A 23,775-nucleotide genomic window follows, 5' to 3' on the forward strand; every position below is an offset into this window, starting at 1 on the left:
GGAGTTAGGTGGACCGCCGCTTGCATGGTAGACAGTCCTGTATTCCCAACTGAAAGCTCGAGATCCTCCATGCCCATCGTGAACCGCGTCGCCGACCTTCAACCTGACATCCAGGCCTGGCGGCGGGACATCCATCAGCACCCCGAGCTGCTGTATGACGTCCACCGCACCGCAGCATTCGTAGCGGACCGCCTGCGCGAATTCGGCTGCGATGAGGTCGTGACCGGCATGGGCCAGACCGGCGTGGTGGGGCTGATCAAGGGCAAGAAGCCGGCGCGCGAGCGCATCAAGACCATCGGTCTTCGCGCCGACATGGATGCGCTGCCGATCGAGGAACAGACCAACCTGCCTTACGCCTCGAAGAATCCGGGCAAGATGCACGCCTGCGGCCATGACGGCCACACCGCGATGCTGCTAGGGGCGGCAAGGTACCTCGCCGAGACCCGCAACTTCGCCGGGGACGCGGTCGTGATTTTCCAGCCGGCCGAGGAGGGCGGCGCCGGCGGCGCAGCCATGGTCAAGGACGGGCTGATGGAGCGTTTTGCCATCGACCAGGTCTATGGCATGCACAACGGTCCGGGCATTCCGATCGGCTCGTTCGCGATCCGGCAGGGGCCGATCATGGCGGCGACCGACGAGGTCGACATCAAAATCGAGGGCCTTGGCGGCCACGCTGCGCGTCCCCACAAATGCGTCGATTCCGTTCTGGTCGGTGCGCAGGTGATCACTGCGCTGCAGTCGATCGTCGCGCGCAGCATCGATCCCCTGGATTCGGCCGTGATCTCGATCTGCGAATTCCACGCCGGCAACGCCCGCAACGTCATTCCGCAGACGGCGGAGCTGAAGGGCACGATCCGCACGCTGACGCCGGAGGTTCGCGCGCTCGTCGAGAAGCGCGTGCGCGAGGTGGTGGCAGGGGTAGCGCAGATCACCGGTGCGAAAATCGATCTGCAGTACAAGAGGAACTATCCCGTGGTGAACAATCACGCCGCGCAGACCGAGATTGCGCGGGCGGTGGCCAAACAGGTCGCGGGCGATGCCAATGTGCACGAGATGCCGCCACTGATGGGCGGCGAGGATTTTGCCTACATGCTGGAAGCGCGCCCCGGCGCCTTCATCTTCTGCGGCAACGGCGACAGCGCGGGTCTGCATCACCCCGCGTATAATTTCAATGACGAGGCGATCGTCTACGGCACATCCTACTGGATCAAGCTGGTGGAGAGTTCTTTGGCGACCTAAACGCGACGTCATTCCGGGGCGATGCGAAGCATCGAGCCCGGAATCTCGAGATTCTCCGGTGCGCAATTGCGCACCATAGTTCGGCCCTTCGTGCCGCCCCGGAATGACGATCCAAATGAAAAAGGGCCCGCGCGATGCGCGGGCCCTTTGTCGTTGAGTGGCGTGATGATCAGAACACGTGCGAGAACACGTAGTAGAGCACGCCGGAGATGATCATCGCGGCGGGCAGGGTCAGCACCCAGGCCATCGCGATGTTGCGGATCGTCGCCCATTGCAGGCCGGAGCCGTTCGCCGCCATGGTGCCGGCGATGCCTGACGACAGCACGTGGGTGGTCGAAACCGGCAGGCCGTAGACGTCGGCGGCGGCAATGGTGGCTGCGGCGGTGATCTCGGCGCAGGCACCTTGTGCGTAGGTAAGATGCGTCTTGCCGATCTTCTCGCCGACCGTGACGACGATGCGCTTCCAGCCGACCATGGTGCCGAGCCCGAGCGCGATGGCGACCGCGATCTTCACCCAGCCGGGGATGAACTTCGTGGCGCTGTCGAGCGAGCCCTTGTAGGCGGTGAGCACGGCAACGTCGTTGGCGCTGAGCTCGGCCTCCTTGTCCTTCATCAGGAAGCGGATCGCTTCCGAGACGAGGTACATGTCGTTGCGGGTGTTGCCGACGACTTCCGCCGGCACCTTCGCCAGCGACCCGTAGGTGGTGACCTGCTTTGCGATGTCGCGCACCAGCACGGCGAGCGACGGGAACGTGCCGCCGTTGACCTCGTGTTGAGCGACGTAGTTGGTCACTGCGGGACGCGGGTTGCCGATCACGTTGTAACCGGCGGCCTTGGCCTCGATCACCTTGCTCGCGGCTTCCGAGTTCGCGACGAACGCCTCGATCTGGCTCGCCGGCAGCGCGCGGTTGAGCGCATAGGCCGTCGGCACGGTGCCGATCAGGATCAGCATGATGAGGCCCATCCCCTTCTGGCCGTCATTGGAGCCATGGAAGAAGCTCACCAGCGTGCAGGTGAGGATCAGGATGCCGCGGATCCACCACGGCGGCGGCTGATCGCCCTTCGGCTCGCCGAACAAAGCGGGCGTGGCGCGCAGCAGCACGGAGCGCAGGATGAACAGCAGGCCGGCGGCGAGTACGAAGCCAAACAGCGGCGACAGCAGCAGAGCCTTGCCGATATTGGTGGCCTGGGTCCAGTCGACGCCCGAGGTGCCGCTGCGGCCATGCAGGACCGCGTTCATGATGCCGACGCCCATGATCGAGCCGATCAGCGTGTGGGAGCTCGACGCCGGCAGGCCGAAATACCAGGTGCCGACGTTCCAGATGATCGCTGCGATCAGAAGCGCGAACACCATGGCAAAGCCGGCGCTGGAGCCGACCTGGAGGATCAATTCCACCGGCAGCAGCGAGACGATGCCGAACGCGACTGCTCCGCTCGAGAGCAGGACGCCGAACAGGTTGAACATGCCGGACCACACCACGGCGATGTGTGCGGGCAGCGAGCGGGTGTAGATGACGGTTGCGACCGCATTGGCGGTGTCGTGAAAGCCGTTCACGAACTCGAAGCCGAGCGCGATCAGCAGCGCGACGAAGAGCATGAGGAAGGGCGCAATGCTCTTGACCTGCGTGCCGGTCGCATCGACGTCGACCCAGATGCTGTAGGCGACGAAGAGCAGCGCGGCCGCGATGATCCCCATGTAGATAATGCCGGTCATCGGATGAAAACCGCGGTCGAGGTCGGGCCCCTTCCGCAACGCAGGCTCGATAGAGCCGGGTAAAGCAAGATCACTCATAAAAAACTCTCCTGTCCCTGTGCTCTGATTTTGCGCGCGGCATATGACAGGCAGTTGAAATGGCGGCAGTTCTCCACCGGTATCTGCTGCGGCGCAGCGTGTCTTATATCACGCTGCCCGTGCTGATTTTTCCCGGAATCCGGCTGCGATCTTCAGATCATCCACAAAGCGCTGATATTCCAGCTCTTTTGCCTTGGGGTCCGGCAGCCGCAGCAGATAGGACGGATGCACGGTCACCAGCGCCTTGCAACCGTCCGGCAGATCGATCAGTCGGCCACGGTTCTTGCCGATCGGGGTGATCTTGCCGAACACGCATTGCGCGGCGGTCGCCCCCATCGCCACGACGAGGCTGGGCCGGAGGGCCGCCAGCTCCCGCTCGTACCATTGCCGGCAGGCTCGGATCTCCGGTGTGTTCGGCTTCTGGTGCAGGCGGATTTTTCCGCGCGGCACGAATTTGAAGTGTTTCACGGCGTTGGTGACATAGACCTTCCTGCGGTCGACGCCGGCCTCTTCCAGCGCGCGGTCGAGCATCTGCCCGGCTGGTCCCACGAAGGGATGACCAGCGATGTCTTCCTTGTCGCCGGGCTGCTCGCCGACCAGCATGATGGTTGCAGATTTCGGGCCTTCACCGAATACGGTCTGGGTTGCATCCTTGTAGAGAGGGCAGGCGCGGCAATGGGCGGCTTCCTCGCGCAGCGTTTCCAGATCATCGGCTGCGGGTTTGCGTGGCATGGCTGCCTCCGGGCGCGAGATGATCCGTCCGCCGGTCCAGCGTTCGGCATCGGTGAGCAGCGGTTCAAGTATCGAGGCTTCCGGGAGGTTCCTGCCGCGCTGTTTGGGCGCTTCCGGTGCGATCGGCCGGTCCAGGTGGAAGTGGCGGCGCCAGGTTTCCTCCAATCGGTTTGGTGCAGGCATCTCCGTCTTGCTGATCCCCGGCGTGAACGAGATGACGTGGCCGTCCCAATGAGCGCAGATGTCGGGTGTGAGGATCGACCAGGGCATGTCGGCATAACGACGCGCGAAGAAAGATGCGGCGAATTCGACGATGTGATGCTCCGGCACGAACCAGGCGGCATAGTGCGCCTTCTGCTCGCGTCCGATCTCGCGGAAACGGATGACATCGCGCATCCGCTGCACGTCGCGATGCACGCTATTTGCCATCGCCATGGCGAGCGCCACATCGGGATCGGTCATCATTGCCAATAGGTCGTGATCGGCCTTCAATCGCCACAGCAAACGATAGAGCAGCGCAAAGCGTTCGCCGTCGCGATTGAGGATCGCGACGCGCGCAAGCTCGATGAAATTGGCCGGCACGCTGAAGGTGCTGTCGATTTCGATCGGTGGAAGGCTCGGCGCCTCGGACAGGCCGGGCGGCATCTGGTCTGTCGTTCGGCCTTGCACGGCCCATGCAACGTCCGCCGGCGGCACATGGTGGAGTGCCAGCGCACGTGCGGCTTTGCGCCAGCCGTCGAAATCAGTCTCATGATTGAGGGTAGTGAGGTACATGGCACTTGAATCCTCTTGATTCCGCTCATGAATCCGCGGGCGCGCCAATTCGATTGACTCCGACGGCGCTGTTAGCTTTATATTAGAACATATCATGAACAAATGAGCCAGCCGATCGTTTGTCTTTCTGACGATCCTGGCGACCATCACGAGAAGGAGCGGCGAGCAATGAGCGGCGCACGTAGAAGCGCGCTTGCGGTCTTGCGCGGCCAGATCGAGCGCATCGAGACGTCGGAGGTTGCGCATCATCGCGATCGCGTGGCGCTTGGCCACCCCCAGGCGGATCAGGCTTTGCAGGGTGGGCTGGCACGCGCCGCGATCCACGAAGTGTTTTGCGAGGGACGCCAGGGCACGGCCGCGACGGGCTTTGTCACTGGTCTCGCCGGCCGCGTGACCGCGCGCCGGCCGCTGCTGTGGGTGCAGCAGGATTTTTCGGAGGTCGAGGCTGGTGCGCTGTCGATGAGCGGGCTTGCCGAGTTCGGTCTCGATCCGCGCCGTGTGGTGATGGTGCGCGCTGCCGATGTCGAGAGCGCGTTGCGGACGTCAGCCGATGCGCTTGCCTGCGACGCGCTGGGCGCCGTCGTGCTCGAGCTCTGGGGCGAGACGAAACAGTTCGATCTCGTGGCAAGCCGCAAGCTGACGCTTGCAGCCCAGGCTTTCGGCGTGACCGGGCTGCTGCTGCGGATGGCTGCAAACCCTCTGCCGTCGACCGCGGAAACCAGATGGATGTTGCGGGCGGCGCATTCGCCGCCTGGACCTGTGTGGAGCGCCTGGGGCGCGCCTTGCTTCGATGCCGAGCTCGTTCGCAATCGTCATGGCCCGGTCGGCCGGTGGATCATGGAATGGAAATGTGATGAGTGCCTGTTCAGTGAATCGTCGGCGTATCCTCAGCCTGTGGCTGCCGCGCCTGCCCATCGATCGCATCAAGCGGGTGCTTTCGGTGAGCAACGTCGCGCTGGGTAAAGACGAGCCGAGTATCGTCGTCGCCAAGGAAAACAACGCGCTTTCGATCTACGCGCTCGATGAAGCGGCCGGGCGCCTCGGCCTGCATATCGGCCAGCCGCTGGCGAATGCCCGCGCGATCTGTCCGGAATTAAAGGTGTTCGACGCCGATCTCGTGGCGGATGCCAAGACGCTCGAGGACATCGCCGACTGGTGCGACCGCTTCACGCCGCTGGTGGCGCTCGATCCCCCACATGGCCTCTTCCTCGACATCACAGGCTGCGCGCATCTGTTCGGCGGCGAGGCCAATCTGTTGCAGACGCTCGTCCGTGCGCTGGTGCGGCAGGGTTTTGCGGTCAGCGCGGCGATCGCCTCGACCTCGGTCTGCGCGCGTACGCTGACGCGGCAGGCACCTGGCACCATCGTTGCCGATGGCGCGGAAGCGGAAGCGATCAACCGCTTCCCGGTCCCGGCGCTCGGTGCGGATGACGCCATCACCACGGGTCTGCGTCGCGCCGGCCTGAAAACCATCGGCGATGTTGCTTCGCGCAGCCCCCACGAGATCACTGCGCGCTTCGGTGCGCGCTTCTCGACGCTGCTTGCGCATGCGTTGGGGCAGGGCGATGCGCCGATCAGCCCGCGAAAACCGCTGCCTGACTACATCGTGGAAAAACGCTTCGCCGATCCGATCGCGACCGACACCATGATCGCGATGACGCTGTCGCGGCTTGCGGATACGCTTGTTACCTCAATGGAGAAGCAAGGCAAGGGCGCGCGGCGGCTGGAGGCTTCCTTCTTCCGCACCGACGGCGCAGTGCGCGCGATCATGGTCGAAACGGGACGTCCGGTGACGCGAAGCGCAGTCGTCGATCGTCTCTTTCGCGAGCGGCTGGATGCGCTCGCCGATCCACTCGATCCCGGTTTCGGCTTCGACATGGTCCGTCTCTCGGCGAGCCGCACCGAGATCGTGGTGCAGGAGCAGCGCGATCTCGATGCGCACGTCCATGATAATGACGAGCTCGGCGCGCTGATCGACCGCATCGCCGCGAGGATCGGCGGCAAGCGCATCGTCGTGCACCTGCCGCAGGATACGCATATCCCGGAATGCGCCGTGCTGGCCGCGCCCGCGCAGCATCATCTCGCTGCTGCCGCGCAGGCTGAATGGCCCGCACGTGTCGCAAGCGAGCCGCCGCTGCGTCCCTTGCGGCTGTTCGATAAGCCGGAACCGATCAAGGTGCCGTTCGCGACCGTGCCGGACGGGCCGCCCCATCAATTTACCTGGCGGCGCGCGCTGCATGCGGTGGTGCGGGTGGAAGGGCCCGAGCGCATCGCGATGGAATGGTGGCGGCAGGACGGCAAGCAGCTCACGCGGGACTACTTTCGTGTCGAGGATGCCGAAGGCCTGCGGTTCTGGATCTTTCGCGATGGTCTCTACGATGGCGAGCTCGTGGACGAGGAGGGCACGTCCGTTCCTGCCAACTGGTATGTGCACGGTCTCTTCGCATGAATACGCCAGCCTATGCCGAGATCGGCATCACCACCAATTTCTCCTTCCTGCGCGGCGGCTCGGATCCGCGCGCCTATGTGCATCAGGCCAGCATTTTGGGCGTTCCCGCCATCGGCATTGCCGATCACAACACGCTTGCCGGCGTGGTGCGCGCCTATAAGGAGCTCGATAATGCCGAGGTGCTGCACAAGCCAAAGCTCCTGATCGGCGCGCGCATCGTCTTCATCGATGATACGCCCGACATCCTGGTCTATCCGAGTGACCGCGCGGCCTATGGCCGGCTCTGTCAGCTCCTCACCCGGGGCAAGCGCGGCGACGACATCACGCGGATCGAGAAGGGCGAATGCCATCTCAGCTTCGCTGATCTCCTGGAGTTTGCCGAAGGCCAGCTTCTGGTCCTGATACTGCCGCATCGCTTCGAGCCGGGACGAGCGCTGGATGTTCTCGGAAAACTGAAGGCAAGCCGTGCCGAGGGCGTGTGGCTGGCGGCGAGCCTGCTCTACCGCGGCGACGACCGGCGCCGCCTCGCGCGGCTCGATGATCTCGCGGTAAAGGCAAAGGTGCCGCTGCTTGCAACCAACGAGGTGCTCTATCACCATCCCGCGCGCCGCCCCTTGCAGGACGTGCTGACCTGCATCCGGGAAAAGACCACGATCGAGGCAATCGGGAAGAAGCTCGAGGCCAATGCCGAACGCTTTTTGAAGACGCCCCGAGAAATGGCACGGCTATTCCGCGACTTCCCCGCGGCGATCGCGGAGACCATGCGCTTTGCAGGCGCTATCGACTTCTCGCTCGACCAGCTCAAATACCAATATCCGGACGAGCCGGTGCCGCCGGGCAAGACCGCGCAAGGGCACCTGGAGGATCTGACCTGGGCCGGCGTGCAGACTTATTTCGGCGGCAAGATCGACGACAAGCTGCGCGCCACCCTGCACAAGGAGCTCACGCTGATCGCCGAACTGAAATACGCGCATTATTTTCTCACCGTGCACGACATCGTCCACTATGCGCGCAGCCAGAACATTCTGTGCCAGGGCCGCGGCTCAGCGGCGAATTCGGCCGTGTGCTACGTGCTCGGCATCACCTCGGTCGATCCGACCAAGGTCGATCTGTTGTTCGAGCGCTTCATCTCCAAGGAGCGGCTGGAGCCGCCTGATATCGACGTCGATTTCGAACATTCGCGGCGCGAGGAGGTGATGCAATATGTCTACCGCCGCTACGGCCGTCATCGCGCCGCGATCATCGCGACCGTCATCCACTACCGTCCACGCAGCGCCATCCGCGATGTCGGCAAGGCGCTGGGCCTGACGGAGGACGTCACCGCGGCGCTCGCCGACACCGTATGGGGGAGCTGGGGCAAGGGCCTCAACGACATGCAGGTCAAGCAGGCCGGGCTTGATCCCCAAAACCCCATGATCAGCCTCGCGGTCGAGCTTGCGACCGAGCTGATCGAATTCCCGCGTCATCTCTCGCAGCATGTCGGCGGCTATGTGCTGACCCAGGACCGGCTCGACACCTATGTGCCGATCGGCAATGCCGCGATGGACGACCGCACCTTCATCGAATGGGACAAGGACGACGTCGATGCGCTCAACATGATGAAGGTCGACGTGCTGGCGCTGGGCATGCTGACCTGTATCCGCAAGAGCTTCGATCTGATCGACCAGCACAAGGGAAAACGCTTCGTGCTGGCGAGCGTCCCGCAGGACGATCCCAAAGTCTACGACATGCTGTGCCTCGGAGAATCGCTCGGCGTGTTCCAGGTCGAGAGCCGTGCGCAGATGAACATGCTGCCGCGCCTGAGGCCGCGGACCTTCTACGATCTCGTCATCGAGGTCGCGATCGTGCGTCCGGGGCCGATCCAGGGCGATATGGTGCATCCTTACTTGCGGCGGCGGAACGGCCAGGAAAAAGTGAGCTATCCCTCGCCATCACCGGAACATGGCGACAAGGATGAGCTCTACAAGGTGCTGCACAAGACGATGGGCGTGCCCCTGTTCCAGGAACAGGCGATGCGCATCGCGATCGAGGCGGCAAAATTCACCTCCGAGGAAGCGAACGGCCTGCGCCGCTCGATGGCAACCTTCCGCAATGTCGGCACCATCGGCAAGTACGAGGACAAGCTGATCGGCAACATGGTCGCGCGCGGCTATGACCCCGACTTCGCCCGGAGCTGCTTCGACCAGATCAAGGGTTTTGGCTCCTATGGCTTTCCGGAGAGCCATGCCGCGAGCTTCGCCCAGCTCGTCTATATCTCGTCCTGGCTGAAGCATTATCACCCCGATGCGTTCTGCTGCGCGCTATTGAATTCGCAGCCGATGGGCTTTTATGCCCCTGCGCAAATCGTCGGCGATGCCCGCAAGAACGGAGTCGAGGTGCGCGAGATCGACGTGTCCTACAGCTTCGCGCAGAACACGCTGGAGAACACCGACGGCAAATATTGCGCCGTGCGCTTGGGCTTCCGCCAGATCGACGGATTTCATTGGCTGGATGAGGATGAGGAGAGGCTGAAACGAATTCAGTCGTCATTCCACATTGCGCAAGTGCGCAATGGGGGCGCGTCCACAACATCGTCATTCCGGGATGGTGCGTTAGTACCAGACCCGGAATCTCGAGATTCCGGGTTCACGCTTCGCGTGCCCCGGAATGACAACGTGGAGAGAGTTCAAGACTGGGCCGACCGCATCGTCGCCGCGCGCAACCGCCGGTCCTTCACTTCGCTCGAGGACTTCGCCCGTGACACCGGTCTGCCCAAGCGCGCGCTGATCCTGCTCGCCGATGCGGACGCGTTCCGCTCGCTCGGGCTCGATCGCCGCGAGGCGCTGTGGCAGGTGCGGCGCCTGCCCGACGACGTGCCGCTGCCGCTGTTCGAGGCGGCGACCGCGCGCGAGCAGCCGGACGAGGACGCCAAGCCGTTGCCGGTGATGCCGCGTCCCGAGCAGGTCGTCGCCGACTATCAGACCATCCGCCTGTCGCTGAAGGGGCATCCGATGGAGTTCCTGCGCGAGATGTTCACGCGCGAGCGCGTCATCGCCTGCAAGGACGTCTGTCATGAGAACGAGCGGCGCCGCGTCCGTTGTGCCGGCGTGGTGCTGGTCCGGCAGCGGCCGGGCAGCGCCAGCGGCGTGGTGTTCATGACGCTGGAGGACGAAACCGGCATCGCCAATGTCGTGGTGTGGCCCAAGATCATGGAGCAATACCGCAAGGAGGTGATGGGCGCGCGCCTCATCCTGGTCGAGGGCTATATCCAGAGCAGCCCCGAGAAGGTGACGCACCTCATCGCCCAGCGCATGGTCGACCGCTCGCACGATCTGGTCGGGCTTGCCAATGACGCGCTGAGCCGCAAGCACCCGGTGCCAGCAGGCGCTGCCCTGATCGAGCCCCTCAACGACGACCGCCGCGATCACGTCGACAGCCCGGCGCAAAAACTCCGCCACCCGCGCGACGTGAGGATTCTGCCACCGTCACGGGATTTTCATTGAGGTAGCCGTGGGGCATCAACACACTCGAAGTCATACCCCGCGAAAACGGGGTATCCAGTACGCCCCGGCCTCTCGGCTCTATCACTACTGTCTCTGGAATACTGGATCATCCGCTTTCGCGGATGATGACAGCTCGTGAGATGGCCAACACATTCACGCGCTGCGGCTTCTGCCCTCACTCCGGCGCCGCGCCCACTGGCGGGCCGCCGGGCGGGCGGTGCAGGAAGGTCAGCGACGCATAGGCGCCGATCCAGGAGCCGATCGCGGCGAAGGCGACGTAAGTGGCGTTCTCGGTGTAGCTGATCACGGCGTAGGAGGAGAGCAGGTACCAGATCGCGCTCCAGGTCGCCGCCGGCACGCGCTTGCGCGCCACGACCGCCGAGGTGAACATCACGTAGACCGCGTCGGTAGCGGCGGTCGCGAGCAACACGGCACCCGCGGTCAGGGGATCGATGGCAGCCATTGCAGTCCTTTCCGTGCTAATGCGATGCTGCTGAAATTATCGGGAGAGCAATGGCCATGCAAAGCCCCGCTGACATTCTCAGGGACATCTGGACCTCAGCGGGCGGCGATGCCGCCGCGCTCGAGCGCGTGCGGCTGAGCGGCGCGGAGCCGCAAATCCCGTCTTCATTCCGCGTCGCGGCGGCAGGCCAGGTCAGCATCGCCGCGGCAGGCCTTGCGGCAGCCGAAATCTGGCGGCAGCGCACGGGCGAAGCGCAGGATGTCGCCGTGGACATGCGCCATGCGGTCGTCGAATGCCGCTCCGAACGTTACTTGCGTGTCGACGACAAGCCGCCGCCACCGGCCTGGGACGCGATCGCAGGTGTCTACAAGACCGGCGACGGCCGCTTCGTCCGCTGCCACACCAATTTCCCTCACCATCGCGACGCCGTCTGCAAGGTGCTTAGCTGCGAGCCGGAGCGCGAAAAGGTGCAGGCCGCATTGATGCAGTGGAAAGGTGAGGACTTCGAGACCGCGGCCTATGCGGTGGGCGGCGTCGTTGCCTTGATGCGCTCTTATGACGAATGGATGGCGCTATCGCAGGCGCGTGCGTTGGCCGAACTGCCGCTCGTTTCGATCGAGAAGATCGGTGAGGCGCCGCCCAAGCCATGGCCAAAAGGCGGTCGTCCGCTCTCAGGCCTGCGCGTGCTTGATCTGTCTCGCGTCATCGCAGGGCCCGTTGCTGGCCGTACGCTCGCCGTCCACGGCGCCGATGTGCTGCTCATCTCCGGTCCCGAGCTTCCCGCCATTCCCTGGCTCACCATCGACACCGGACGCGGCAAGCTCACGACCTTTATCGAGCTGAAGAGCGATGCGGGCCGCAAGCAGCTTCGCGCTCTGCTCAAGGAAGCCGACATCTTCTCGCAAGGCTATCGTCCGCGCTCGCTCGCCGCGCTCGGCTTCGCACCGGAAGATGCCGCACAGATCAATCCCGGCATCGTCTACGTCACGCTGTCGGCCTATGGCCATGCCGGTCCCTGGGCGGAGCGGCGCGGCTTCGATTCGCTGGTGCAGACTGCGACCGGCTTCAACCACGCGGAGGGGCAGGCCGCGGGCGTCGAAGGACCGAAGGAATTGCCGGCGCAGATGCTCGACCACGCCACGGGCTACCTCATGGCCTTCGGCGCGATGATGGCGAAGGCGCGTCAGGCCCGCGAGGGCGGCAGCTGGCACGTGCGCGTGTCGCTGGCACAAACCGGGCGCTGGTTGTGGAATCTCGGCCGGCTCGCGGACGGCCTGAAGACCCCGGATATTCCGGGGGCGGCTGTACATCCTGGGTTCATAAAGGCCATGCCATCGGGTTTCGGAACGTTGAAAGCGGTCAGCCATTCGGCGATGCTGTCGAAAACCCCGGCCGATTGGCTGCGTCCGGCGATGCCGCTCGGCAGCCACCCGCCGGTATGGCCGAGCCGTGCCTGACACGAAGCTGACATAGAACTGACGTCGCAAAATTTTAACGCAAACCGAAAGGCGACCTGCGTTTTTTAGGTTGTCTGAAATCTCAATTCGGCACTATTAGCGCGATCGATGAGGCAGTCATTTTGCTGAAATCATCGCGAGAATGACCAGGCCCCATGTTAGTCAAAAATACCAAGCAATCGCAGGTATTTACCAAGCAACGGCTGATTGCATCCGTAGTTTTACTGGTGCTCGCCGGCGGTGGCGCCTATGCTTACCTCTACGCCGGGGGCAAGGAAAAGAACCATTCGGAGGTCTCCAGCCAGTCGCGCAAGAACGCGCAGAACTTCACGCCGACGCCGTCCGAATGGGCGACGCTGTCGATCGAGCCGGTGAAGCAGAAGACCTTCCGCGCCGAATATGTCACTGAAGGTAAGGTCGCGGTCGACGAGGACCGTTCGACGCCGGTGTTCTCGCCCTATGCGGGCCGGGTCACCAAGCTGCTCGTGAAGCCCGGCGAGAGCGTCAAGCAGGGCCAGCCGCTATTCCTGATCGAGGCCGCCGACACCGTGCAGGCCCAGAACGATTTCATCACGGCGATCACGTCGCAGAACAAGGCAAAGTCGGCGCTCGAACTCGCCGACATCCAGTTCAAGCGCGCCAAGGATCTCTATGAAGGCCACGCCGTTCCGCTGAAGGACTATCAGCAGGCGGAAGCGACGCAAGTGCAGGCGCAGAACGACATGCGCTCATCGGTGACGGCGCTGGAAGCCGCGCGCAACAAGCTGCACATCCTCGGCTTCACCGACGAATCGATCAAGGCGTTTCAGGATAAGGGCAGCATCAATCCGGAGATCACGATCTACGCGCCGATCGCCGGCACGGTCGTGCAGCGCAAGATCGGCCCCGGGCAGTATGTCAGCGCCGGCGCCAGCGATCCGGTGTTCGTGATCGGCGATCTCTCGACCGTGTGGCTCACGGCGTTCGTGCGCGAAAGCGATGCCGCGTCCGTCTCCGTCGGGCAGGACATCACCGTCAACGTGATGGCGCTGCCGGGCCGCCCCTTCACCGCCAAGATCAACTACGTCGCCGCCGCGATCGATCCCAACACCCGCCGTCTCCTGGTCCGCGCCACCATCGACAACAAGGAAGGCCTGCTGAAGCCGGAGATGTTCGCCAACGTGACGATCTATTCGGCCGGCGACCGCGCTGCTGCACCGGGGGTACCGAAGCAGGCGCTGATCTATGAAGGCGACCAGGTCCGCATCTGGGTCGCGCGCGAGGACAAGTCGGTCGAGCTGCGCCAGATCAAGATCGGGCTCGTCAACGGCGATCTCGTCGAAGTCACAAGCAATCTGAAACCGGGCGAGCAGATTGTAACCAAGGGCAGCCTGTTCATCGATCGCGCGGCCTCTGGCAGCTAGCGCATGCTCATGCGCCATCAAAACTGCCGTTAAAAAAACTGACCTGTAATGGATCGTCTCGTCGCCCTTGCCGTTAATCGCCGCTACCTGATGGTCGGCATGTTCGTCGCCGTGCTGATCGGCGGCCTGATCGCATTCAACCAGCTCAACATCGAGGCCTATCCCGACCCGACCCCGCCGATGGTCGACATCGTGACACAGAGTCCGGGCCTGTCGGCGGAGGAGATCGAGCGCTACATCACGATCCCGATCGAGACCCAGGTCGCAGGCCTGAAGAACCTGACGACGATCCGCACCATCTCGCTCTACGGCCTCTCCGACGTCAAACTCCAGTTCTCCTTCGCCTACACCTATGACGAGGCGCTCCAGCAGGTCTTGAACCGCCTGGCGCAGCTCGCGCCGCTCCCCGGCAACGTGCAGCCGCAGATTTCGCCGCTCAGCCCGATCGGCGAAATCTTCCGCTACCGCCTGGTCGGCCCGCCGAACTACAGCGTGCTCGACCTGAAGACGATCCAGGACTGGATCCTCCAGCGCCGCTTCCGCTCCGTGCCCGGCGTGATCGACGTCACGGGCTGGGGTGGCAAGACCAAGACCTACGAGCTCCAGGTCGACTTCAACAAGCTGATGGCCAATGGCCTGACGCTGCCGCAATTGCTCCAGGCGGTGAGCAATTCCAACGTCAATGTCGGCGGCAACACCGTCAATATCGGCTCGCAATCCGCCGTGGTGCGCGGCGTCGGCCTGATCCGCTCGATCGACGACCTCGCCAACACCATGGTGGCGCAGACCGGCGGCAATCCGGTGCTGGTCAAGGACGTCGCGACCGTCACCGTCGGCGAGAAGCCGCGGCTCGGCATCGCCGGCCTCGACGATAGCGACGACATCGTGCAGGGCATCGTGCTGATGCGCCGCGGCGAGCAGAGCACGCCGACCATCAAGCGCGTCGAGCAGCTCGTCGCCCAGATCAACAACTCGACCATCCTGCCGCCCGGCGTGCGGATCGAGCGCATCTACGACCGCAAGGACCTGATCGACCTCACCACCCACACCGTGCTTCACAACATGGTGGTCGGCATTTTGCTGATCGTGCTGTTGCAGTGGATATTCCTGGGGGATTTACGCAGCGCATTGATCGTCGGCGCCACGATTCCGTTTGCGCTGTTCTTTGCCGTGATCATCCTGGTGCTGCGCGGGGAGTCCGCCAATCTGCTGTCGGTCGGCGCCATCGATTTCGGCCTGATCGTGGACGCCACCGTCATCATGGTGGAGGCGATCTTCCGCCGCCTGACGCAGACGACGCCGCTCTCCGAGCTCGAGCACGCTTCGCCCGAGACGCTGTTTGGCATGAAGAGCCATGCCATCCTGTCGGCCGCGGCCGACGTGTCGCGCTCGATCTTCTTTGCCGCCGCCATCATCATCGCGGCGTTCCTGCCGCTGTTCACGCTGTCTGGCGTCGAAGGCAACATTTTCGGCCCGATGGCACGTACCTATGCCTATGCGCTCGCCGGCGGCCTGCTTGCGACCTTTACGGTAACGCCAGCGTTGTCGGCGATCATTCTGCCTGCGCACGTCGAGGAGACCGAGACCAGGGTCATGCTGCTCCTGCACCGGATCTATACGCCGGTGCTGCATTGGGCGGTCAGCAACCGCAAAATCGTGCTGGGCGGCGCCATCGGCCTCGTCGTCATGACGCTGGCGCTCGGCCGGCTGCTCGGTCTCGAATTCCTGCCCAAGCTGGAAGAGGGCAATCTCTGGATCCGCGCGACGCTGCCGCCGACCATCTCCCTCCAGGAGGGCAACACCTACGTCAACGAGATGCGCAAGCTGATCCGCGCCCGGCCGGAGGTCGAGTCCGTCGTGTCGCAGCATGGCCGCCCCGACGACGGCACCGACGCCGCCGGCTTCTTCAACGCCGAGTTCTTCGCGCCGCTCAAGCCCGCGAGCGAGTGGCCGGGTACTCACGACAAGGAAGAGCTGACCGCGCAACTCCTCAAGGAACTCGACGACCACTTCCCGGGCGTCGAGTTCAACTTCTCGCAATATCTCCAGGACAACGTCTCCGAAGCCGTCTCGGGCGTGAAGGGCGAGAACTCGATCAAGCTGTTCGGCAGCGACCTCAAGGCGCTGACCGACACGGCCAACAAGATCAAGTCGGTGCTGTCGACGGTGCAGGGCGTCACCGACCTTGCGGTGTTCACCTCGCTCGGACAGCCGACGATCCAGATCGATATCGACCGCGCCAAGGCCGCGCGCTATGGCCTTGCGCCCGGCGATATCAATGCCACCATCAAGGTCGCGATCGGCGGCGACACTGCGGGCGATCTCTATGAGCCGGGCTCCGACCGCCATTTCCCGATCATCGTCCGCCTGGCGCCGGAATACCGCAAGAGCGCCGAGGCGATCCAGAATCTGCGCATCGGCGCGACCGGACCGAACGGCAACATCACGCAGATTCCCTTGAGCGAGGTTGCCACGATCAGCCTCGTCTCGGGTGCTGCCTATATCTATCGCGAGCAGCAGGAGCGCTATTTGCCGATCAAGTTCTCGGTGCGCGAGCGCGACCTCGGCAGCGCGATCCGCGAGGCGCAGCAGAAGATCGCCGAGCAGGTGCAGCTGCCGCCGGGCTCGCACATGGAATGGGTCGGCGAGTACGGCAACCTCCAGGACGCGATCCGGCGCTTGTCGATCGTGGTGCCGATTTCGCTGGCGCTGATCGGCATCCTGCTCTGGTTCAATTTCGGCTCGATGACCGACACGATGCTCGCCATGAGCGTGATCCCAATGGCGATCTTTGGCGGCGTGCTCGGGCTCGTCATCACCGGCATTCCCTTCAGCGTCTCCGCTGCGATCGGTTTCATCGCACTGTTCGGCATCGCCGTGATGGACGGCATCATCATCATCTCGCAGTTCAACCAGCTCATCGAGGAAGGCCTCGACCGGATGACCGCCGTGGTGCGTACGGGCGAGTTGCAGCTCCGCCCGGTGCTGATGACCTGCGTGGTCGCCGGCGTCGGTCTGTTGCCGGCTGCGATGTCGCAGGGCATCGGCTCGCAGGTGCAAAAACCGCTCGCGATCGTCGTCGTCACCGGCATGATGCTGGCGCCTGTGGTGATCCTTGTAACGCTGCCGGTCCTGATCTCCTTCTTCTCGCGCCGCGCCCGCTGATCCCCTGTGGGCACACGCCCACACATCCTGCCCACTCGATTTGTGGTTGACGAACTCCCCCGGCGTTCCTTGATTAGAGGCAAGGGTACCCGCGGGAGAGACCAGCCATGCGGATGGAGGAACAGGCGGGCAGGGGGGTCGCCACGGCGGAGCAGATCCTGGGTGAAATCCGGGATTACTGCCGTGCGACCCGGACGGCGGAATCGACCTTCGGCCGGCTCGTCGTCAACGACGGCAAGCTGGTGTCGCGCCTGCGCGACGGCGCCAGAATCACGACGGGCACGCTCGACAAGGTGCGCGCCTATCTCAGCGAGCACCGGCCGGAGCCATCAGGCAGCTCCGCGACCGTCGCGGTGAAAGCGGCCAATGGCGTGGCTCCCGTGGTCGAGGCCGCGCCGGCCGGCTTCCGCTTCTTCGACAACCGGCAGAAATATCTCCTGTTCGTCTCGACCTGTAGCGAGAAGACCGAGGTCGCCAACCGCATCTCGCTGGAGATCTCCAATCTCCAGCCGGCTCCGCCGGCACTCAGGCTGTTCGACGCCGGCTCCGGCGACGGCACCGTGCTGTCGCGGGTGATGCGCGCGCTGCATGCGCGCTTCCCGGCAATGCCGCTTTATGTCGTGGCCAAGGAGATCTCCTACGAAGACGTCCGCATGATGCTGGAGAAGATGGCAGACCGCCTGTTCGAGCATCCCGCAACCGTGCTCGTCGTGACCAACCTCTATTACGGCGAGGCGCCCTGGCTGACCCCGCGCTCGGCGACCGCGGCGCAAGGCTTGCTCTGGAAGGACGTCGCGCTCTCCGGCAACACCGCGCACGGCTTTGCCGAGCAGATCGGCGAACTCGAGCCGTTCCTCGCCGAGAACTGGCGCGCCGGCATCAGCACGAAGACCGGCAATCCGGTGTATATGCGGCCGGTGATCCTGACGCTCAGGCGCGAGGACCATTCCTTCCTGCTCGATCCGATCATGCCGCGTCCGGGTCGCGTGATGGCGGACTATGATCTCGTCATCGCCTCACAGCCCTACCGGGCGCAAGCCAGCGTTGAATTCAAGGCCTCGAAGGTGGTGACGCCGCTGGTGCGGTCGTTGCGTCCCGGCGGCCGGCTGATCGGCATCCATTCCCACGGCCGCGATCCCGGCATGGAGATCATCGACCAGGTCTGGCCAGGCGATGATCCCTTTGGCACCGATCGTTACGCAATCCTGCGCGAGGTCAAGCGCGAGCTCGGCTCGGCGGCGCGGCACTACAATTTCAATGCGTCGTCGGATGCACGCGCGATCTTCCGCTACCGCATGCACACCCTGCCGGATGAGGTGTCCGGCCCGATCGGCACCTCGACGCTGTTCGCGGCCTGGAACGCGGCGATCTATGTCGCGCAGATCGAGGACGACAGGCTGTCCGAGGTGGTGCGCGACGGCCGCTATCTCGAGGCGACCGATCGCGTGGTGCGCAAGCATGGCGGGCTCTGGTTCAACGACGAGACCTATGTGATCTCGCGTCGCCGGGCGCCGGCGTAAACGATCGGAGCGCGCGATGACGATGACGCTCGAACAGTCCCTCTCCGGCGATCTCGCCGCATTGCTGCCGAAGGCGTCGGTGGAAATCTCCTCGCGCGGGCATCAGATCGACGAGCTGCACGAGCATTTTGCGACTGATATCGATGTCAGCATCACCTTCCTCCCCGGGGACCACTACCAGCACAATGTCGAAACCGCGGCAGCGCTGCGCTGCGCCGGCTTCAACCCGGTTCCCCACATCGCGGCGCGCGAGATCGCCTCGCGCGAAGCGCTGGACGATTTCTTCCGCCGGCTGCGCGGCGAGGCGAACGTCCACCGCATCCTCCTGATTGCCGGCGACCTCGCCATCGCCAAAGGGCCGTTCAAGTCGAGCCGCGATGTGGCCGCAAGCGGCCTGATCGAGACGCACGGCTTCTCGCACGTCAGCATCGCCGGCCACCCCGAAGGGCATCCTTACCTGGACACGGTACAGGCGATGAAGTCGCTTGCGGCGTGGCGCGACTGGGGCAGGGAGCGGCAGTTCGCGCTCGATATCGTCACGCAGTTCTGCTTCGAGGCCGTACCGATCGTGAACTGGCTGGGCGAGCTTCGCATCGCGGCTATCGATCTTCCTGTGGTCATCGGCCTCGCGGGTCCCGCAAGTCCGGCCACGCTGATGAAGTTCGCGCTTCGCTGCGGCGTCGGCAATTCGATCCGCGCAGTGCGCAACCAGATCGGCCGTTACGGCCGGCTACTCACCGAGACCGGGCCGGACGAGGTGGTGCGCGGGCTCGAGACCGCAGCGAAGGCTGCGAGCTCGCCGATCAGCGGCTTCCATTTGTTCCCGTTCGGCGGTCTTCGCAAATCCGCGCGCTGGCTGAAGGAGCACGCGAGCGCTCGTCAAAAACCGTAGAGCCGTGCCGGATTGTCGACCAGGATCCTCTTGCGGATGGCTGCATCCGGTGCCCAGACCGGGAGCTGGTTGAGCAGGCGCCCGTCCTCGATCTGATGGAGCGGAGCGATGTCGGTGGCCTTTCGTCCCTCGACATGGCCTGAGTCCGGATGCGGCCAGTCGGTGCCCCAGACGATGCGGTCGGCATTCGCCGCGATCAGCGCGCGGGCGAACGGCACCATGTCCTGGTAATCGGGCGCGAGTTTTGACGAGCGATAGGCGCCCGAGATTTTCACATAGGCCTTGCCCGATTTCACGAGTTCGAGGAGGTCGGAGAATCCCGGCTGCTCCAGTCCAAGCGGTGCTTCCAGGCCGCCGAAATGATCGAACACCGCCGGCATGGGCGCGGACAGCACGAGGTCCTTGATCGCGGAGATCATCGGCAGTGTGGTGTAGAGCTGCACATGCCAGCCGCGCGACTTCATGCGTTCGACGGCGGCCGTGAAGCGTGCGCGCCCGACATTGGGATCGCTGATGCCGCCGGTTGCCAGATTAATGCGGATGCCGCGGAAGCCATCCTCTCCCATTGCATCGAGCTGGGCTTCCGTCGTCTTGTCGTCGATTACGGCCACCCCGCGTGCGGTCGCGCCGCGGGCCTTCATACCGAACAGGGTGGACGAGTTGTCGGTGCCGTAGACGCTCGGCGTCACGATTACCACGCGCTCGATATGCAGCGCCTTGTGCAGCGCCGCCATCTCTTCCGGCGACGCCGGCTCCGGCGTATAGACGCGGCCCGCGAAGAAGGGGAATTTCTCGGGATCGCCGTGGATGTGGGTGTGGCAGTCGCAGGCTTGGGCAGGGACGTCGAAATTGACGGGCGTCGACGGCTGCGACGCCCCAGCGTGGGCTTTGCTGGTCATGGTGACTCCGGCGGCTGGGACGACGATATCACATCAGTCTGGCAGTCGCCGCACGTCGCCGCATAGCTGTTCGACGAGTTCTGCAACCGGCCGCGCGCCATCGACGCGCACGACCGGGCAGGGCAGGCCCGCAAGCCACGCCTCATGCTTTGCGAGATTGCGGCCTTCGCGGCCGCCGGCCTCGTAATGCGCGGCCCATTCGATGAAGGCTTCGGTCTCCTCATGGCGCCAGCCGCCCGGCGCGACGGCATCCATGCCGAAATGCGTGGCCTCGCGGGCGCGCAGACGCGTCAGCCGCACCTCGCGCGGCGTGATCACGAAGACGACGAGATCGAAATGCGCGACGAGCTCGTCGCCCCAGCCGGTGACCGATCCGCTCAGCACCCAATCGCGGCGCGGCAGGAACATTTCGCGCATGAGGCGCAGGCGCTCGGGGATGGGACGAAGCGTCTGGTAGGGCGGTGCCGTCGGCAGCCAGAAATAGTCGTCGCTGTCGTGATGCGGCAGCGCAAGCCGGTCCGCCAGTGCGCGGCCGAGCGTCGTCACTCCGGAGCCTGATGCTCCCGTCAGATGAATGCGGCAGCTTTTCATGGTCGTCCCTGGAAACTGGCTGATGGCTTGAACCGACCGGCCGCCGGTTTGACTAATGATCCGCGCTCCCGGATCATCGCCCTCCCACCGGAATCACTTTATGCAAAAATCTTTTGGCAAATTCAAAGCAGGCGTCTCGGCCGCCGCGGTCCTCGTTGCGCTGTTCGGTGTTTATGGCTTCCGCAAGCTCCAGGCCCTGGCGGCCGATCCGACCGGTCCGAAGGACTGCCGGGCTGCGGACGACATCGGCGAGCAGGGCAAGATCGATCTCGATAAGGTGAGGGCGATTGCGCCGCTTCAGGGCGTGAAGTGGTCACAGCTCGGCGGCAGCATCAATGATGCGAGCTGTCTCAACCGCACCGAGATTTTTGGCGTGGTCGAGGTGCATAGCGTCGATGATATCGCCAGGACGCTGGCATTCGCCCGCGCCAACAAGCTGCCGGTGACGACGGCCGGCGTGCGCCACTCCATGGGCGGCCAGGCCTTCCGCAAGGGCGGTATCGTGCTGGACATGCGCAACTTCAACCGTATCACGCTCAACGAGGCGGCGCGCAGCGTCACCGTACAGCCGGGTGCGACATGGCATGACATCCAGATCGCGCTGCATCCGCGCTTTGCGGTGCGCGCCATGCAGTCGACCGATATCTTCAGCGTCGGCGGTTCGATCTCGGTCAATGCCCACGGCATGGACCACCAGGCCGGCGCGCTGGCCCGCTCGATCAAGACGATGAAGGTGATGCTGGCAGACGGCTCGCTCCAAAGCGTCTCGCCGACCGAGAACCAGGAGCTGTTCAACCTCGTGGTCGGCGGCTACGGCCTGTTCGGCGTGATCGTCGAGGCCGAGCTCGATATCGCCGACAACACGGTCTACCAGACCGGACGGCGCGTGCTCGACTACAAGGCCTTCCCGGCGCTGTTCGCAGGCGAGATCGAGAAGGACACCAATATCGGCCTGATGTACGGCCATCTTTCGACCGCGCCGAGCAGCTTCTTGCAGGAAATGCTGCTCTACACCTACACCAAGGTCGACGGCACCGATTTCGCGATCGAGGAGCTCGGCGAGGTCAGCAGCACGAAGCTCAGGCGGCTCACGATCAACCTCTCCAAGCAGGGGCCATTCTTCCAGGAGCTGAAGTGGCTGTCGGAGAAGCACATCGAGCACCGGATGGAGACCTGCACGGTCACCCGCGCCAAAGCGATCGCCTCGGGCGAAGCCTGCCTCGTCAGCCGCAACAATCCCATGCACGATTCCGTGCCGTACTTGCGCAACGCCTTGCAGGACGAGACCGACATCCTCCACGAATACTTCATCCCGCGCAGAAACTTCGTCGCCTTCGTCGATGGCATGCGCAGGATCATGCTCGACAACAAGACCAATCTCCTGAATGCGTCGGTCCGCGTCGTGCACAAGGAAGAGAATTTCCTGACCTATTCGCCGGAGCCTGCGTTCTCATTGGTGCTCTACATCAACCAGCCGACGGACGATGAGGGCAACCGCCGCATGAAGAAGGTGACGGAAGAGCTGATCGATCTCACCATCGCCAACCAGGGGCGCTTCTTCCTGCCGTACCAGCTCTATTACTCGCGCGACCAGTTCGAGAAATCGTACCCGCAGATCGATGACTTCTTCGCGGCCAAGCGCAAGTACGATCCGGCCGGTCTCTTCACCAGCACGATGTATCAGAAATACGCTTCGTAAAGCATGATCCGGAAAAGTGTGCAGCGGCTTTCCCTCGCGACAAACGCGGAACGCGTTTGCGCGGAGATCATACTCAACAAATAAAGCCTAGGCCGTGTACCCATAACCGTCGGCGGCGAAGGCTACTGCCCGGTTAGCACCAAGTTCGTGCGGCAGCGCAATATGTCGCCAAGGGCCATAAGCGATCATTCGATCACCCTGTCGGCCCGCTGCAGAATCGACTCTGGAATAGTGAGTCCGAGCCCCTTGGCGGTCTTGAGATTGATCACGAATGAGAACTCAGTCGGCTGCTCTATGGGCAGGTCGGCCGGCTTTTCGCCTTTGAGGATGCGGTCAACGTAATTGGCTGCGTGCCTTTGGAGATTAGGAATGTTTGGATCATAGGCCATTAGTCCACCGCCGTTCGTGACTTGCATCGAAAAAGGATATATCGCGGGCAATCTGTAGCGGGCCGCGAGTTCACTAACTCGCGCACGGTGAACAAGGAATATGCTCTCGGCACCGACGATGAGCCCTTCGGCACTTTCTTTGGCTCCCGCGTCGAACGCGGCTGGAAGGTCGTCGGCGGTCTGGATGTCATGAACGTGCAGCGTCAAGCCCAACAAGGGGGCTGCTTCCTTCAGTGCCTTCACCTGTAAGGCTGCAATCGGGTCGGCGGAGTAGGTCAGTACGAGTACCCGCGAGATTTTGGGCGCGGCCTCCTTCAACAAGGCAAGACGCTTGGCCGAAAGCTCGGAAACCATCATTGAACTTCCGGTGACGTTTGCCCCGGGGCGGGCGACGCTGTCTACAAGACCGGCCGCTACCGGATCAGCGAGTGCGAGCATGACGATTGGGATCGTGTGGGTCGCGTTCATGGCGACCTGAGTGGCTGGGGTGGTGCTCGCGACGATGATATCCGCCTTGAGGCGCAGACACTCTGCAGCGAGAATGGGGAACCGATCGCCGCGGTCATCGGCAGAGAGATAGTCAATTGCGATTGTCCGCCCGTCAACATAACCCAAGTCGCGCAGACCCTGAAAAAACGCACCAAATCGTGTCGACCGCGATGCGTCAGGATCGAATGTAAGGAAGCACAGCCGCGGGATCTTTTTGGGCTGCTGTGCGTACCCAGCTAAGGGGCATGCCACACCCAGGAAGGCAGCGATGAACTCGCGCCGTCTCATAGCCAGCAGCTTCGCACAGCGTCAAGCATAGCACATCTCTGATGTGTGCGTG

The 23,775-nt window shown here is 63.7% G+C and carries 16 protein-coding genes; 10 read left to right on the top strand and 6 right to left on the bottom strand.

What is annotated here, in order from left to right; all coding sequences use genetic code 11:
• Positions 1 to 69: 69 nt before the first annotated feature.
• Positions 70 to 1,239, top strand: a complete 1,170-nt coding sequence (locus SO156_RS35090) for a M20 aminoacylase family protein (protein WP_498537961.1) — start codon at positions 70 to 72, stop codon at positions 1,237 to 1,239.
• Positions 1,240 to 1,408: 169 nt separating this feature from the next.
• Here the strand turns inward: SO156_RS35090 and SO156_RS35095 are convergent, their stop codons facing one another.
• Together SO156_RS35095 and SO156_RS35100 are read right to left on the bottom strand one after the other, a co-directional pair.
• Positions 1,409 to 3,031 (bottom strand): inorganic phosphate transporter, encoded by a 1,623-nt coding sequence (locus SO156_RS35095; protein WP_458147549.1) that lies wholly within the window; start codon positions 3,029 to 3,031, stop codon positions 1,409 to 1,411.
• Between the two features lie 108 nt (positions 3,032 to 3,139).
• The gene (locus SO156_RS35100) at positions 3,140 to 4,537 is read right to left on the bottom strand and encodes a UdgX family uracil-DNA binding protein (protein WP_498537962.1); all 1,398 of its coding nucleotides are present in this window, start codon (positions 4,535 to 4,537) and stop codon (positions 3,140 to 3,142) included.
• A 168-nt stretch (positions 4,538 to 4,705) separates the two neighbouring features.
• Here SO156_RS35100 and SO156_RS35105 point away from each other — a divergent pair, with 168 nt between their 5' ends.
• From SO156_RS35105 to SO156_RS35115, 3 genes are read left to right on the top strand one after another with little or no spacing between them, the layout of a single operon-like run.
• The gene (locus tag SO156_RS35105) at positions 4,706 to 5,500 is read left to right on the top strand and encodes an ImuA family protein (protein WP_498537963.1); all 795 of its coding nucleotides are present in this window, start codon (positions 4,706 to 4,708) and stop codon (positions 5,498 to 5,500) included.
• Entirely contained in the window at positions 5,391 to 6,986 is a 1,596-nt protein-coding gene (locus tag SO156_RS35110) for a Y-family DNA polymerase (protein ID WP_498537964.1), read from the top strand. Before SO156_RS35105 ends, SO156_RS35110 begins: the two co-directional genes overlap by 110 nt.
• Positions 6,983 to 10,468 carry an error-prone DNA polymerase gene (locus tag SO156_RS35115; RefSeq protein WP_498537965.1) on the top strand — a complete coding sequence of 1,162 codons (3,486 nt, stop codon included), beginning with the start codon at positions 6,983 to 6,985 and terminating at the stop codon, positions 10,466 to 10,468. Before SO156_RS35110 ends, SO156_RS35115 begins: the two co-directional genes overlap by 4 nt.
• A gap of 175 nt (positions 10,469 to 10,643) precedes the next feature.
• Here SO156_RS35115 and SO156_RS35120 read toward each other — a convergent pair whose 3' ends face one another.
• On the bottom strand, positions 10,644 to 10,931 hold the full coding sequence (locus SO156_RS35120; RefSeq protein ID WP_254096314.1) for a hypothetical protein: 288 nt from the start codon (positions 10,929 to 10,931) through the stop codon (positions 10,644 to 10,646).
• A 56-nt stretch (positions 10,932 to 10,987) separates the two neighbouring features.
• On the opposite strand from SO156_RS35120, the gene SO156_RS35125 reads away from it, so the two are divergent.
• From SO156_RS35125 to SO156_RS35145, 5 genes are all read left to right on the top strand, one after another.
• Positions 10,988 to 12,388 carry a CoA transferase gene (locus tag SO156_RS35125; protein ID WP_498537966.1) on the top strand — a complete coding sequence of 467 codons (1,401 nt, stop codon included), beginning with the start codon at positions 10,988 to 10,990 and terminating at the stop codon, positions 12,386 to 12,388.
• Between the two features lie 155 nt (positions 12,389 to 12,543).
• Entirely contained in the window at positions 12,544 to 13,791 is a 1,248-nt protein-coding gene (locus tag SO156_RS35130; RefSeq protein ID WP_458147544.1) for an efflux RND transporter periplasmic adaptor subunit, read from the top strand.
• A 48-nt stretch (positions 13,792 to 13,839) separates the two neighbouring features.
• Entirely contained in the window at positions 13,840 to 16,956 is a 3,117-nt protein-coding gene (locus SO156_RS35135) for an efflux RND transporter permease subunit (RefSeq protein ID WP_458147543.1), read from the top strand.
• A 107-nt stretch (positions 16,957 to 17,063) separates the two neighbouring features.
• Complete coding sequence (locus tag SO156_RS35140; protein ID WP_498537967.1) at positions 17,064 to 18,476, top strand: hypothetical protein; 1,413 nt, start codon at positions 17,064 to 17,066, stop codon at positions 18,474 to 18,476.
• A 16-nt stretch (positions 18,477 to 18,492) separates the two neighbouring features.
• The gene (locus SO156_RS35145) at positions 18,493 to 19,368 is read left to right on the top strand and encodes a methylenetetrahydrofolate reductase (protein WP_498537968.1); all 876 of its coding nucleotides are present in this window, start codon (positions 18,493 to 18,495) and stop codon (positions 19,366 to 19,368) included.
• Here SO156_RS35145 and SO156_RS35150 read toward each other — a convergent pair.
• Together SO156_RS35150 and SO156_RS35155 are read right to left on the bottom strand one after the other, a co-directional pair.
• Positions 19,356 to 20,267, bottom strand: a complete 912-nt coding sequence (locus SO156_RS35150; RefSeq protein ID WP_498537969.1) for an amidohydrolase family protein — start codon at positions 20,265 to 20,267, stop codon at positions 19,356 to 19,358. The two genes, SO156_RS35145 and SO156_RS35150, sit on opposite strands and share 13 nt — an antisense overlap.
• 33 nt (positions 20,268 to 20,300) lie before the next feature.
• Positions 20,301 to 20,858 (bottom strand): ATP-binding protein, encoded by a 558-nt coding sequence (locus tag SO156_RS35155; RefSeq protein WP_458147539.1) that lies wholly within the window; start codon positions 20,856 to 20,858, stop codon positions 20,301 to 20,303.
• A 100-nt stretch (positions 20,859 to 20,958) separates the two neighbouring features.
• On the opposite strand from SO156_RS35155, the gene SO156_RS35160 reads away from it, so the two are divergent.
• Complete coding sequence (locus tag SO156_RS35160; protein ID WP_498537970.1) at positions 20,959 to 22,557, top strand: FAD-binding oxidoreductase; 1,599 nt, start codon at positions 20,959 to 20,961, stop codon at positions 22,555 to 22,557.
• Positions 22,558 to 22,742: 185 nt separating this feature from the next.
• Here the strand turns inward: SO156_RS35160 and SO156_RS35165 are convergent, their stop codons facing one another.
• Positions 22,743 to 23,723, bottom strand: coding sequence for an ABC transporter substrate-binding protein (locus tag SO156_RS35165; protein WP_458147537.1), 981 nt, complete (start codon positions 23,721 to 23,723; stop codon positions 22,743 to 22,745).
• Positions 23,724 to 23,775: the final 52 nt, after the last annotated feature.

It is taken from the genome of Bradyrhizobium sp. UFLA05-125, from assembly GCF_059803515.1.